Genomic DNA, 13,893 nt, shown 5'->3' with positions numbered 1-13,893 from the left:
TAGGATCGCGTTGGAAATGCTTTCCATAGAGTGCCCCACAACCCTCTATGTCAGGCTTTGGTGTGTAAATTGCAGTGCCGATATTCGGATCTCATCATGGCGAAACCGGATTTTTCTGGTTGTCAGACTCTAAAATTCTTTGCTGGAGTTTGTCTTTTGGGGAAAACCGGCTTCCACTTTTCCCCTGACAAACTCTAACAACGACTTTTGGCTTGTCATTTGCCAAAGGATCGCTGTGGTTTTTCTATTGACTGCATAAGGTCTTAAATAGACCTCTACCGTGAAGTGCATTTCAGGTTGATTTATAAAATTCGCCATCGCTTATGGTTGCTATCGGTTTGACGTCATAAATTGAGAGTCGTCTGGTGTTTGTGCGCATCGGTTCTTTTTATCCTACATGTCTTCTTAATATGGTGGTGCGCAAAAAATGAATGAAATTCACTTATCCAAATTTGCCGCAAAAAAAAAGCATTAAATTGAGGTGTGAGCATTGAAAACTATAATAGCATCCGCAATCATGAATTGATTTCGAATATTTTTATTTTATGTCGTTATAACTCGTGCGGCAGATTTTTTGTTGTTCTTACTTATTTTCTTTTGTCTTGATTATTATCATTTTCAGACCCGGCGACGTTTGTATGTCCATCAACCTCTCTACAGTGGATGCGCCCTTCTTTCCGAACAAAGGTTCGCGAGAGGATTTGATATTTCCTGAATGATTTTCAGTATTGACTCATATCCTCAATTGGAACAAATAAAGAACATTCAGGTTCTGGTGATCGTGAAAGTGTAGAAGGGACCTTTGAGGATGGCGGATAGTGTCTCTAATCCGGTTTTAACTGCGCTTCGCGCCAAGGTTCAGGCGCTGGAAGGGCAAAGTGGCCGGGTGCGCGATGTCTTGCCCTTTGGTGTGGCTGGCATTGATCGGCAATTGCCTGGTGGAGGGCTTGCCCTAGGAGCCCTGCATGAAGTGGCGGGTGGAGGTGCCGATGCCGTGCATGGGTCGGTGGCTGCTCTGTTTGCGGCGGGCATTGCGGCGCGCGTGAACGGCAAGGTGTTGTGGTGCGTCACCCAGCGCGATTTGTTTGCACCTGCGCTGGAGCAGGCCGGTCTTGTGCCGGATCGGGTGATTTTCATTGAGGCGGGTGACGAAAAGAGCTTGCTGTCGTGTTTTGAAGAAGGCCTGCGCCATGGCAGCCTTGGTGCAGTGGTGGCCGAGATTGCCCGCCTGCCCATGACGATTTCGCGCCGCCTGCAATTGGCAGCGGAACGCTCCGGCACCATTGGCATTGCGCTTAGGCGTTGGCGGCATCCTTCAGGAGAGGCAGATTTTGGTCAGCCCACAGCGGCTGTGACCCGCTGGCGAACCTATTTTGTGCCGTCAGCGCCCTTGCCGGTGGCGGGCATTGGCCGGGCGCGCTGGCGGTTGGAATTGGTGCGGTGTCGCGGTGGTGAAGCGGCCGAATTTGAAGTGGAGGCTTGTGATGCCCAGGGTCATATCGCTTTTCCTTCCAAACTGGTCGATCGACCGGCTGCGACGAAAATCGCCAGACGATTTGCCGCTTCATGATCAGCCCCTTGTGCTGGTGGCGCGGGTGGGCAGCCGTCGCGTTGTGGCCGCTGTGGATGCAAAGGCCAAGGCCGCGGGTTTGCGCCTCAATATGCCGCTGACCAAGGCGCAGGCACTGGTTGCCGGACTCACCATTCGCGATTTGGATTCGTCCGCCGATCTGCAGGGACTTCATCGTCTGGCCTTGTCGGTCTTGCAGCATGTCTCGCCTGTGGTGGCACCCGATGCGCCGGATGGTCTGGTGCTGGACACCACCGGTGTTGAGCATTTGCACGGTGGCGAAGACGCCATGCTGCATACATTGCTTGAGCGGTTTGACGGCATGGGGGTGGAGGCCAAAGCAGCCATTGCCTCGACATGGGGTGTTGCCCATGCCGTTGCGCGCTTTTCCGGCCGTCGCATTTCCATCATTGCGCCGGGGCAGGAGGAAGAGGCGCTTTATCCCCTGCCAATCGCCGCCTTGAGGCTGGATCGTAACACGGTGGATGGCTTGGCGGTTCTGGGGTTTGAGCGAATTGGTGATCTGCTTGGCCAGCCGCGTGCACCACTCATTCAGCGGTTTGGCCCACAACTGGGTCGCAGGCTGGATCAAGCCCTTGGGGTTTTGGCAGAGCCTGTCGATCCGCTTCGCTCACCGGAACTGCCCTATGTTGAGCGTCTGTTTGCCGAGCCCATCGGGGCGGCGGAAACCATTGCCCGTTACATCGAAAAGCTGGTGGTGGCGCTCTGTCTGGAGTTGGAGCAAAAGGGCATGGGGGCAAGGCGGCTCGATTTGATCTGCCAGCGGGTGGACAATCAGCGAGAAGTGGTGCGGGTGGGCATGGCCCAGCCGGTGCGGGATGTAAAGCGCCTGACCCGGCTGTTATGCGACCGGATTGAGAGCATCAATCCCGGTTTTGGCATCGAGCTTATGTCATTGACGGCAAGCTTGATCCAACCGCTTCAGGCGCGCCAGGCGAATTCGCTGCTGGATGAAGAGCAGGAGGCCGATATTTCCGGGCTGATCGACGTGCTGGCCAACCGGGTTGGGCACAACAGGCTCTATCGCATTGCGCCGGTGGCAAGCGACGTACCAGAGCGGTCGGTACGGCGGATTGCGCCGCTGTCACCAGATGTCGGGCAGGGCTGGCATCATGAATGGCCTCGCCCGTCGCGTCTGCTGCCCTATCCTGAACCCATTGAAACCATGGCGCTTTTGCCAGACCATCCGCCCGTGTGGTTTTCCTGGAAGGGCAAGCGGCGGCGGGTCAGTCGTGCCGATGGCCCTGAGCGGGTGTTTGGCGAGTGGTGGACACGCGATGCCGAGCTGGAGGCGGTGCGCGACTATTTTCGCGTCGAAGATGAGACGGGCGAGCGCTATTGGATTTTCCGCGCCGGCGATGGCGAACACGCCGAAACCGGCTCTCATCGCTGGTTCTTGCATGGGATCTTCGCATGATGCCGGGCTATGCCGAATTGCAGGTCACGTCGCACTTTTCCTTTTTGCGGGGGGCTTCGTCCTGCGAAGAGCTGTTCGAGCAGGCCAAAATTCTTGGCATCGAGGCTTTGGCTATTGTGGATCGGCACTCGCTGGCGGGCATTGTGCGGGCGCATCAGGCCGCCAAAGACACAGGCGTGCGGCTGATTATCGGCTGTCGGGTCGATCTCACCTGCGGCATGGCAGTTTTGCTTTACCCCACGGATCGGGCGGCCTATGGGCGGCTTTGTCGGCTTCTGTCGCTTGGAAAAACAAAAGGCGGCAAAGGCAAATGCCAACTGGAATGGGCCGATCTTGTGACCTATGCGGAAGGCTTGCTGGCGGTTTTGGTGCCGGATCTGGCCGATGATGCTTGCGCTTTTCGCCTGCGCCGTCTCAAAGAGGTTTTTGCCGATCGCGCCTATCTGGCGCTGACATTGCGCCGCAGGCCCAATGACCAATTGCGGCTGTTTGAACTGTCGTCACTTGCCGAGGCCGCAGGCGTGCCGACCCTTGTGACCAATGATGTGCTGTTTCACGCACCAGAACGGCGCATTTTGCAAGATGTTGTCACCTGTATTCGCCATAACGTCACAATTGACAATGCCGGTTTCCGGCGCGAGCGCCATGCTGACCGGTATCTGAAACCACCAGCGGAAATGTATCGCCTGTTTGCGCGCAACACAGATGCCGTGGCCCGCACACAGCAATTTGCAGCGCGGTGCAGGTTTTCGCTGGATGAATTGATCTATCAATATCCCGAGGAGCGGCAATTCCCGGATTTGACTCCGCAACAGACCCTGGAAAAACTGACATGGGAAGGTGCCAAAAATCGCTATCCCGATGGGATCTCGGAGAATGTGCGCAGAACTCTTGAGCATGAATTGCGGCTTATTGCGCAACTGGATTATGCGCCCTACTTCCTGACCGTCAATTCCATTGTTCAATTTGCCCGCTCGCAAAACATTCTCTGTCAGGGGCGTGGCTCTGCGGCCAATTCGACAGTCTGTTATGTTCTGGGCATTACCTCCATTGATCCGGTCCAGAGCAATTTGCTGTTTGAGCGCTTCATCTCGGTTGAGCGCCGCGAACCGCCAGATATTGATGTGGATTTTGAGCACCAGCGCCGCGAGGAAGTGATCCAGTGGATCTATAAGACCTATGGTCGTACGCGTTCGGCACTTTGCGCGGTGGTGACACGCTATCGCAGCAAGGGGGCTTTGCGCGATGTGGGCAAGGCTTTGGGTCTGCCGGAAGATTTGACCAAGACCCTGTCATCGCGGGTCTGGGGCTGGTCTGACAGTGTTTCGGAAAAGCATGTCAAGGATTTGAACCTCAATCTTCAGGACCGGCGTTTGCGCCTGACCTTGGAGCTGGCGCAACAATTGATTGGCGCGCCCCGCCATTTGTCGCAGCATCCGGGTGGCTTTGTGCTGACCCGCGACCGGCTGGATGAACTGGTGCCGATTGAACCTGCCGCCATGGACGACCGGCAGGTGATTGAATGGGACAAGGACGATATCGACATTCTGAAATTCATGAAGGTCGATGTGCTGGGGCTTGGCATGTTGTCGTGCATGCGGCGCTGTTTTGAGATGATCGAAAAATATAAGGGAGTACGGCATGATCTGGCGACCATTCCACAGGAGGATGAGCAGACCTACGCGATGATCTCCAAAGCCGATACCATTGGCGTTTTCCAGATCGAGAGCCGCGCGCAAATGTCGATGCTGCCGCGCATGAAGCCAAATACCTTCTATGATCTGGTGATCGAGGTGGCCATTGTGCGGCCCGGACCCATTCAGGGCGATATGGTGCATCCTTACCTGCGCAGGCGTCAGGGCAAGGAAAAGGTCGAATATCCAAAGCCCGAACTCTATAAAGTCCTGCATAAAACACTTGGTGTGCCGCTGTTTCAGGAACAGGCCATGCGGGTGGCAATTGAATGTGGCGGGTTTAGCCCCGGCGAGGCCGATCAATTGCGTCGCTCGATGGCCACCTTCAAGCATACCGGCGGTGTCAGCAAGTTCGGTGAAAAGCTGATTTCCGGCATGGTCAAAAATGGCTATGAGCGGGAGTTTGCCGAGCGCACCTTTCGCCAGCTTGAAGGCTTTGGCTCCTATGGCTTTCCGGAAAGCCACGCCGCTTCCTTCGCGCTGATTGCCTATGCGTCGTCCTGGGTCAAATGCCACCACCCGGATGTGTTTTGCGCAAGCCTGCTCAATTCGCAGCCCATGGGGTTTTATGCCCCCGCCCAGATTGTGCGCGATGCCGAGGTGCATGGGGTGACTGTTTTGCCCGTCTGTATCAATGCATCGCGATGGGATTGCACATTGGAAAAAGAAGCAGGGGAGAAAGAAACAGGCCGAGGTCTTTTTGCGGTGCGTTTGGGGTTGCGCATGGTCAAAGGTTTGAGCAATGCCGAGGCGGCACAATTGGTGGCCAATCGCGGCGAGGGTCGGTTTGTCTCGGTGGATGATCTGTGGCAGCGCGGCGGTGTGTCAGCCTCGGCACTGGTGCATCTGGCGGAGGCCGATGCGATGCGCCCATCGCTCAAGCTTGCCCGCCGCGAAGCATTATGGGCCATCAAGGCGTTCAGTGATACGCCTTTGCCATTGTTTGCAACCGTTGCAAAGCCGGGTGCGATTGTTGAGCAACTTGAGCCAGCAGTGGCGCTGCGCCCCATGACGGCGGGCAGCGAAGTGGTGCAGGATTATGGCCATGTCGGGCTGACTTTGCGCGACCATCCTCTGACCTTTTTGCGCAAGGACTTAAGCCGCAAGGGAATTGTCAGCTGTCATGATGCAGTTTCGAGCCGCGACAGGACCCGCGTGACCGTTGCGGGCATGGTGCTGGTGCGTCAGCGTCCCGGCTCGGCCAGAGGTGTGATTTTCATGACCATTGAAGATGAAACCGGCGTGGCCAATCTGGTGGTGTGGAAAAAAATGTTTGAAAAATTCCGCCCCGTTGTGATGGGAGCGGCCATGGTGGGGGCGCGCGGCTATATCCAGCGCGAAGGTGAGGTGGTGCATCTGGTGGTGCAGCATATTGAGGATCTCAGTCGGCAACTGGCCAGCGTCGGGGCGCGGGATACGCCGTTTCCGCTGCCCCATGGGCGGGGTGATGAATTTCACCACGGCATACCGCCCGTTGACCCACGCACAGTGGCAAAATCACCCTCGCCGAACATGCCCCGGCCTGCGACCTCAAAATCGCCACTTCCGCCGCCGCGCACTCTGGTTGATCCTTATGAGCATCTGGATCAGATAAGAGTGCGCTCACGCGATTTTCATTGAACGCAGCCCTTACCAACCGTAGCTGAAGGTCGCGCCGCTCTGATTATTGCCATACTGGCGCACATTCACATCGCTTCTGCGGCCAAACTGGAAAATGCCATAGGCGTTGTCATTGCCATCCTGTTCCAGCGTGGCTGTGTGCTGGCTGCCTTGCTGGCGAATGATGCCCAGATTGCGTCTGCCATTTTGGGCAAGGCCCGCCGAATTGTTGCGGCCCAATTGCTCGATATTGCCATCTTTGAAATTGCGATAGAGCGAGTAGAGCTGCAAGCCGCTGGAGATCATATCACCGTCGCCGCCGTTTGAAGGCGAGAAATTCATCGAAATCGAACCGCCAGCCTGGGCCGGGGCGCTGATTGCCATTGTGCCAAGACCACCGATGAGAATGGCAGTGGCCAGGCTCTTGAAAGACAAATGGTTCATAGTGATCTCCATCGTGACAGTTTTTTTGGTCTGTGTTTGGATTGGTTTAAGCACTGTCGCCAATGCGCTTGGTGCAGCTGACTGTTTTCTTGTCGACCGTCAGCTCGAGTGTTGCTTTATAAGTTGCCCCGCTGGCATCCAGCATCACAGAGCCAAGTGTGGCGGGCTTGCCGGGGCTTGCACTGAATGCGCCGCTTTGGTCGATATTGGTGCCATTCGACGCGCCAGTGCTGCTGACGTGGAATGTATAATTGCCGTTGACGCTGCGATCAGTCGAGGCGAGGGCGTTGAGTGTGATCTGCCCACCCGATTGGCTGGTGCGAATGTCGCAACTCAGCGGGCCAGCGGATTGTGTGCCTGTGCCCATGGTTGCAAAAGCACCGATGGGGAGCAAAACCACACCCATGGCAATTGCGAGATGGCGATGATTTTTGACAATGCTCTGCATGACTTCATCTCCTGAGGGTGACTGGTGATCCGCATCGTCTTGCGGATCTACCATTGCAAGAAGCGGGTGTTTTTGAATTAGGGGCAGGCCTGAACAAAGGCGGCGACATTGCCATTGCCACCTTGATTGACGTTTGCTGCACAGCCATGGCCAACCTGCACGCCTGCGGTAATGTTGCCATTGCCGTCCTGGGTGATGATTGTGGTGTGGTTGGAGCCAAACTGGCCAATGCCAGCGGTGTTGCGATTGCCGGACTGATAGGTCTCGCCGTAGTTATTACGGCCCTGCTGGCCGACAGCAGAAAGATTATCGCTGCCATATTGGCGGCCGTTCATCCGATTATAGCCGCCGTCCTGATAAACGCGAATGCGGTTTCTATAACCGTTCTGGGCACCGCCAGCCGAATTGGACCAGCCATATTGCTCAATCCGCACATCATTGGCCATGGCTGGAGCGATGATGGTAAAGCCGACAAGAGCCGTAGCGATAAAAATTTTAGCGATCATGAGAGCCTCTCCTCTGAGGGATGGTGCCGTTGTTGAACGCTCTCTTTCTATGCTGCTGTGTTGGAACGGATGCTGAAGGCATCATTCAGATATCGTTCACCCGAATTTTTTTTGGCAGGCCTTTTCACTATTAAAATCAAGGCTGAGGCTTGAACAAAAAAAGAGCGGCCCGAAGACCGCTCTCTCAAAATCTGAACCGTATGGGTCAGAGCAACAAGGCCTACGCCTTATTACATCATACCACCCATGCCGCCCATGCCGCCCATGTCAGGCATGCCGCCAGCCGATTCCTTCTTAGGAAGTTCGGCAATCATGGCTTCAGTGGTGATGAGCAAGGATGCAACCGAAGCTGCGTTCTGCAGAGCTGTACGAACAACCTTAACAGGGTCAACGATACCCATGGCAATCATGTCACCAAACTCGCCGGTCTGGGCATTGTAGCCGAAGTTGTCGTCGTTCTTGTCGAGAACCTTGCCAACGATGATCGAAGCTTCGTCACCGGCGTTGGTTGCAATCTGGCGAACCAGAGCCTGCAAAGCGCGGCGAACGATGTTGATGCCAGCTTCCTGATCGTCGTTTACACCCTTGACAGTGATCTTGGTCGAGGAGCGCAGCAGAGCTGTACCACCGCCAGGAACGATGCCTTCCTGAACAGCAGCGCGTGTTGCGTTCAGAGCGTCGTCGATGCGGTCCTTGCGTTCCTTCACTTCGATTTCCGTGGAGCCGCCAACGCGGATCACGGCAACGCCGCCAGCCAGCTTGGCAAGACGTTCCTGCAGCTTTTCGCGGTCGTAATCGGAAGAAGTTTCTTCGATCTGAGCCTTGATCTGAGCAACGCGGCCTTCGATGTCGGACTTCTGACCAGAGCCATCAACGATGGTGGTGTTTTCCTTGGAGATCGAAACCTTCTTGGCGCGGCCGAGCATGTCGAGGGTGACAGTTTCGAGCTTGATGCCGAGGTCTTCAGAAATCACGGTACCGCCAGTGAGGATCGCGATGTCTTCCAGCATGGCCTTGCGGCGATCGCCGAAGCCAGGAGCCTTGACAGCAGCAATCTTCAGGCCGCCACGCAGCTTGTTGACAACCAGCGTTGCAAGAGCTTCACCTTCAACGTCCTCAGCGATGATGACGAGTGGCTTGCCGGTCTGCACAACAGCTTCCAGAACTGGCAGCATGGCTTGCAGGTTGGAGAGCTTCTTTTCGTGCAGCAGGATGTAAGCGTCTTCCAGGTCAGCAACCATCTTTTCAGGGTTGGTGACGAAGTAAGGCGACAGGTAGCCGCGGTCGAACTGCATGCCTTCAACGACTTCCAGCTCGGTTTCAGCGGTCTTGGCTTCTTCGACGGTGATAACACCTTCGTTGCCAACCTTCTGCATGGCTTCAGCAATGTCTTTACCGACCTGTGCGTCGCCGTTTGCAGAGATTGTACCAACCTGAGCAACTTCTTCAGATGTGGAGATCTTCTTGGCCTTGGCCTGAAGGTCCTTCACAACTTCAGCAACAGCCAGATCGATGCCGCGCTTCAGGTCCATTGGGTTCATGCCAGCAGCAACAGCCTTGTTGCCTTCGCGCACGATAGCCTGGGCCAGAACGGTAGCGGTCGTGGTGCCGTCGCCTGCGATGTCGTTGGTCTTGGAAGCAACTTCCCGAACCATCTGTGCGCCCATGTTTTCGAACTTGTCTTCCAGTTCGATTTCCTTGGCAACAGATACGCCGTCCTTGGTGATGCGTGGAGCGCCGAACGACTTGTCGATGATAACGTTACGACCCTTAGGGCCGAGTGTTACCTTTACAGCGTCAGCAAGGATATCAACGCCGTGCAGCATCTTTTCGCGCGCAGTGCGGCCAAACTTGATTTCTTTAGCAGCCATTTTCAAACTCCCGGGTATCTAACCCATTGGTGAATTGGTTAAAAGGAAGAAGGGGTATCCGGCTAGATCAGCCGATCACGCCCATGATGTCGGCTTCCTTCATGATCAGCAGGTCAACGCCGTCGAGCTTGACTTCAGTGCCAGACCACTTGCCGAACAAAACGCGGTCGCCAACTTTAACGTCCAGAGCAACCAGAGCGCCCTTGTCGTCGCGTGTGCCTGGGCCAACAGCGATGATTTCGCCTTCAGCTGGCTTTTCCTTGGCGGTATCAGGAATGATAATGCCGCCCTTGGTCTTTTCCTCAGATTCAACACGCTTAACAACAACGCGGTCGTGCAGCGGACGGAAATTGGTGCTTGCCATTGTCTAATCCCTCGATCAAATGACATTCGCGGGCCGAAACGGCCCCGCATGGATATTGTTAGCACTCAGTCTGTTCGAGTGCTAGCGAGCCTGAGATAAGGATGAGGTTGCGTGGAGTCAAGGACGGACACATAAAAAATCACGCCAAAAAATTGAAAGCCCAGAAAAGAAAATCGAGGCATGACGAACATCCTAGACCCGGGAATGCAACAGGATGATGCCAAAACCGTGACATTTGGCGAAATCTGTAAAACTTTCGCGAAAATCGGCTGTTTGAGCTTTGGCGGGCCTGCCGCCCAGATCGGTTTGATGCACAAGATTATCGTGGATGAAAAACGCTGGCTCTCGGAAGCCCGTTTTTTGCATGCCCTGAATTATTGTATGCTGCTGCCCGGCCCGGAAGCGCAGCAATTGGCGACCTATATCGGCTGGTTGAATGGGGGATTGCGCGGCGGCGTGGCAGCCGGGCTGTTGTTTGTGCTGCCCGGATTGGCCGTTATGCTGGGTCTGTCCACAGTTTATGCGCTCTACCACAATGTCGGCTGGATTGCCGGATTGTTTTTCGGGTTGAAAGCGGCGGTGCTGGCCATTGTGGTGCAAGCCTTGCTGCGGATTGGCAAAAGGGCGCTGACATCTCCCTTTCATAGAATAATTGCGCTTTTGGCCTTTCTTGCCTTGTTTTGCCTGTCCTTGCCGTTTCCGCTGGTTGTTGTGTGTGCTGCAATGGCTGGCCTGATAAGGGGGCGCTTTGCGACGATGGATTTAAGCCCGAGGGCTGCGCGTTCTGCACCTCTGGCGTTAAAGTCAGTGCTTTTGTCATTGATCACGTGGCTCTGTATCTGGCTTGCACCGTTGGCACTTCTGTCGCTCATGTCAGGGCATGACCGCCTGCTGGATGTGTTTACATTTTTTGCCCGCATGGCGCTGGTCACCTTTGGCGGTGCCTATGCCGTTTTGGCCTATGTGGCACAGGTGGCGGTGGAGCATTATCACTGGCTGAAACCGGGCGAAATGCTGGATGGTCTGGCTTTGGCCGAAACCACGCCCGGCCCTTTGGTGCTGGTTTTATCCTTCACAGGGTTTCTCGCAGCCTTTCGCGATCCCGGCGGCCTGATGCCGGTTGTTGCCGGGCTTATGGGTGGCTTGCTTACGGCTTGGGCGACCTTTGCCCCCAGCTTTCTGTTTATTTTTGCCGGAGCGCCATTGATTGAGCGGTTGCGCGGCCATGTGCTGGTGGATGCAGCACTCTCAGCCATCACCGCTGCTGTGGTGGGGGTGATTCTCAATCTGTCTGTGTGGTTTGGCTTGCATGTGCTGTTTGCGCAGGTGGTGCAGCGCGACATTGTGGCGGCGATTGGTTTTTCATTGCCGATGCCAGACTGGGCAACGCTGAATGGAGCCGCCTTGGTGATTGCCCTTGTCACGACCGTGCTGCTGTTTGGGTTGCGGCTTGGCATTGCCACGGTGCTGGCAACGGCTGCGGCCTTGGGGGTATTGATCCGGTTCATGGCATAAATTCTCTATGCTCGACGCCTGATTGCCGCAAAAGCTCTTGCTATCGACGCTATCCTTTGCCATGTCACCGACACCTGTTCATCTCTCAAGGCAGATTCATGACCCAGCGCCTCTCCACGTTTCTTGATGCAACCGACGCTTATGATGTTGTGCTTTGCGATGTTTGGGGCGTGCTCCACAATGGCGTGGATGTGTTTGCAGGGGCGGGCGAAGTTTTGAGTGCGGCGCGCCAAAAAGGCCTGACCGTGGTGCTGATCACCAATTCGCCCCGGCCATCGCCGGGCGTGATCAGCCAGTTGAAGGCCATGGGCGTGCTTGATGGCGCTTTTGACCGGATTGTCACCTCAGGCGATGTCACCCGCACGCTGATTGCGCAAGGCCCAAAGAAGGTTTTTCTGCTGGGGCCAGAGCGTGACCTACCGCTGATGGATGGGCTGGATGTCTCGGTCGTAGGCGCTGATGAGGCTGAATGCATTGTCTGCACCGGCCTGTTTGATGATGAGTCGGAAATGCCGGAAGATCACCATGATATGCTGGTGGCATTCCAAAAGCGCGCAGTGCCGTTGATTTGCGCCAATCCTGACCTGATTGTCGAGCGCGGCCATAAAATGATTCCCTGCGCTGGAGCCGTTGCGGCTTACTATCAGCAATTGGGCGGCGAAACCCGCGTGGCGGGTAAACCACACAAGCCGATTTACGAGGCAGCTTTTGCCGCAGCCCGTGATGCGCGCGGCGCTGACATTGATAAGGCGCGGGTGATTGCCATTGGCGATGGCATGCCCACCGATGTGAAGGGCGCTGTCGATGCCGGTCTTGATCTTCTGTATATCGCAGGTGGCATTCATGCGGCCGAATATACCGTGAATGGCCAGATTGATGAGGCGATCTTGAAAGCCTATCTGACAGGAGAGGGGGTAACGCCTGCCTTCTGGATGCCAAGACTCGCCTGAAGCCTTTAGTGGATATAAGCCAATGACCGTTTTTCATCGCAATGAAAAAAAGACCCCGTTGCCGGATGGCCTCAAAGGCGGCGTGGTGGCCATTGGCAATTTTGATGGCGTGCATCGCGGCCATCAAACCGTGTTGCGGCGGGCGCTGGAACTGGCAAGACAGCGCAATGTGCCCGCTCTGGTGCTGACATTTGAGCCGCATCCGCGCACGGTGTTCAAGCCGGATACGCCGGTTTTTCGCCTCACACCTGCCCCTTTGAAAGCGCGTTTGCTGGAAGCCATCGGCTTTCATGCGGTGATTGAATATCCGTTCGATCTCGAATTTTCCCAGCGCTCTGCCGATGCGTTTATCCGCTCTGTTCTGGTTGATTGGCTGGGGGCGAGCGAAGTGGTGACCGGCTTTGACTTTCACTTTGGCAAGGGCCGCGAGGGTGGACCGGCCTTTTTGATGGAAGCGGGCGCTCGCCACGGTTTTGGTGTGACCTTGCTGGATGCCTTTCGCGACGAAAATGCCGAGGTGGTGTCTTCCACCCGCATTCGTGGCCTGTTGCCCGAAGGGGCGGTGAGCGAAATGGCCGGCTTGCTTGGCTATCGCTATACGGTTGAGGCCGAGGTGATCAAAGGTCAGCAGCTTGGCCGCACGCTGGGCTTTCCCACGGCCAATATGGCGCTGGCACCGCAGGCCAATTTGCGCCCCGGTATTTATGCCGTGCGGCTGCGCAGGCCCGATGGCGTGATCCGTGATGGTGTGGCAAGCTTTGGCTATCGCCCGACCGTGACCGAAGATGGTGCCGCCCTTTTGGAAACCTTCGTGTTTGATTTTTCCGGCGATCTTTATGGCGAGGTCTGTGCCGTATCCTTCTTCGGCCATTTGCGCGATGAATGGAAGTTTGATGGGCTGGAGCCCTTGGTGGCCCAGATCAAGCGCGACGAGGAAGAAGCGAGAGCGCTTTTGGCGGGTGTGCGCCCGCTGAGCGCGTTGGATGAGACAATCGCGTTTTAAGCGACAATCTCTTGTCGGCAATGCGCTGAATGCATGACAGTATTGCACGAAATCTGCGGGTGTTTTGTCACGAAAGCTTTAAAAAGCCCCTTCGATCTTCAACAAGGTTTATAGGAAGCCGCAAGCATAAGGAGTACGTGTCATGAATGAGGTCGTCAATCAGCGTTCGCTGTTTCAGTCCGCTCCCCGTTTTACCATTGGCCGCAATCAGAACGGCTGCTGGGTCCTTCAGGATGCGACTGACAAACTGGGCGGTTTTTTCGCCAGCGAGGAAGCAGCGCTGAAATTTGTATCGAAGGAATGCAAGAATCATTTCAAAGATATTCGCCGCGCTCCCGCATCCATGACGGTTGAGCTTATGACCGGCGAGGCCGCTTTTTCGTCCGCGGCCTGATCTTTCACCATTTTTCCAGAAGGCTCTGCATACGGGCGGTTCACAGCTTTTGATGCTGAGCCGCACGGAGGCGCATTCTTTGCCATCGGCAATTTCA

General features: G+C 55.7%; 12 protein-coding genes. 7 read left to right on the top strand and 5 right to left on the bottom strand.

Annotated features, from left to right (window positions below; translation table 11 throughout):
- Positions 1–808 precede the first annotated feature (808 nt).
- The 3 genes from E6C51_RS15370 to E6C51_RS15360 are packed head-to-tail and all read left to right on the top strand — an operon-like array spanning position 809 to position 6,322.
- The gene (locus E6C51_RS15370; RefSeq protein ID WP_146935107.1) at positions 809–1,570 is read left to right on the top strand and encodes an ImuA family protein; all 762 of its coding nucleotides are present in this window, start codon (positions 809–811) and stop codon (positions 1,568–1,570) included.
- Positions 1,485–3,008: a Y-family DNA polymerase gene (locus E6C51_RS15365; RefSeq protein WP_190236609.1), complete on the top strand. Its 1,524-nt coding sequence runs from the start codon at positions 1,485–1,487 to the stop codon at positions 3,006–3,008. The genes E6C51_RS15370 and E6C51_RS15365 overlap by 86 nt, the downstream gene beginning before the upstream one ends.
- The gene (locus tag E6C51_RS15360) at positions 3,005–6,322 is read left to right on the top strand and encodes an error-prone DNA polymerase (RefSeq protein ID WP_190236608.1); all 3,318 of its coding nucleotides are present in this window, start codon (positions 3,005–3,007) and stop codon (positions 6,320–6,322) included. The genes E6C51_RS15365 and E6C51_RS15360 overlap by 4 nt, the downstream gene beginning before the upstream one ends.
- A gap of 9 nt (positions 6,323–6,331) precedes the next feature.
- Here the strand turns inward: E6C51_RS15360 and E6C51_RS15355 are convergent, their stop codons facing one another.
- The 5 genes from E6C51_RS15355 to groES form a co-directional block, all read right to left on the bottom strand.
- Complete coding sequence (locus E6C51_RS15355) at positions 6,332–6,745, bottom strand: curlin repeat-containing protein (protein ID WP_190236607.1); 414 nt, start codon at positions 6,743–6,745, stop codon at positions 6,332–6,334.
- Positions 6,746–6,791: 46 nt separating this feature from the next.
- Entirely contained in the window at positions 6,792–7,193 is a 402-nt protein-coding gene (gene csgH / locus E6C51_RS15350; protein WP_190236606.1) for a curli-like amyloid fiber formation chaperone CsgH, read from the bottom strand.
- A gap of 77 nt (positions 7,194–7,270) precedes the next feature.
- Positions 7,271–7,699, bottom strand: a complete 429-nt coding sequence (locus tag E6C51_RS15345; RefSeq protein ID WP_146935099.1) for a curlin — start codon at positions 7,697–7,699, stop codon at positions 7,271–7,273.
- A 230-nt stretch (positions 7,700–7,929) separates the two neighbouring features.
- Positions 7,930–9,570 (bottom strand): chaperonin GroEL, encoded by a 1,641-nt coding sequence (groL, locus tag E6C51_RS15340; protein WP_146935097.1) that lies wholly within the window; start codon positions 9,568–9,570, stop codon positions 7,930–7,932.
- A 67-nt stretch (positions 9,571–9,637) separates the two neighbouring features.
- Entirely contained in the window at positions 9,638–9,934 is a 297-nt protein-coding gene (groES, locus tag E6C51_RS15335) for a co-chaperone GroES (protein ID WP_012654127.1), read from the bottom strand.
- A 180-nt stretch (positions 9,935–10,114) separates the two neighbouring features.
- On the opposite strand from groES, the gene chrA reads away from it, so the two are divergent.
- From chrA to E6C51_RS15315, 4 genes are all read left to right on the top strand, one after another.
- Positions 10,115–11,449, top strand: a complete 1,335-nt coding sequence (chrA, locus tag E6C51_RS15330; protein WP_190236605.1) for a chromate efflux transporter — start codon at positions 10,115–10,117, stop codon at positions 11,447–11,449.
- A 98-nt stretch (positions 11,450–11,547) separates the two neighbouring features.
- Positions 11,548–12,399, top strand: coding sequence for a TIGR01459 family HAD-type hydrolase (locus E6C51_RS15325; RefSeq protein ID WP_190236604.1), 852 nt, complete (start codon positions 11,548–11,550; stop codon positions 12,397–12,399).
- A 22-nt stretch (positions 12,400–12,421) separates the two neighbouring features.
- Positions 12,422–13,402 carry a bifunctional riboflavin kinase/FAD synthetase gene (locus E6C51_RS15320; protein ID WP_146935094.1) on the top strand — a complete coding sequence of 327 codons (981 nt, stop codon included), beginning with the start codon at positions 12,422–12,424 and terminating at the stop codon, positions 13,400–13,402.
- Positions 13,403–13,544: 142 nt separating this feature from the next.
- Positions 13,545–13,796: a hypothetical protein gene (locus E6C51_RS15315; protein ID WP_190236603.1), complete on the top strand. Its 252-nt coding sequence runs from the start codon at positions 13,545–13,547 to the stop codon at positions 13,794–13,796.
- Positions 13,797–13,893: the final 97 nt, after the last annotated feature.

The sequence above is a fragment of the Gillisella terrae genome (assembly GCF_004801395.1).
Taxonomy (GTDB): Bacteria; Pseudomonadota; Alphaproteobacteria; order Rhizobiales; family Rhizobiaceae; genus Allorhizobium; species Allorhizobium terrae.
Note: the sequence above shows the minus strand (reverse complement) of the source record. Positions and strands in the feature narration are given on the sequence as shown.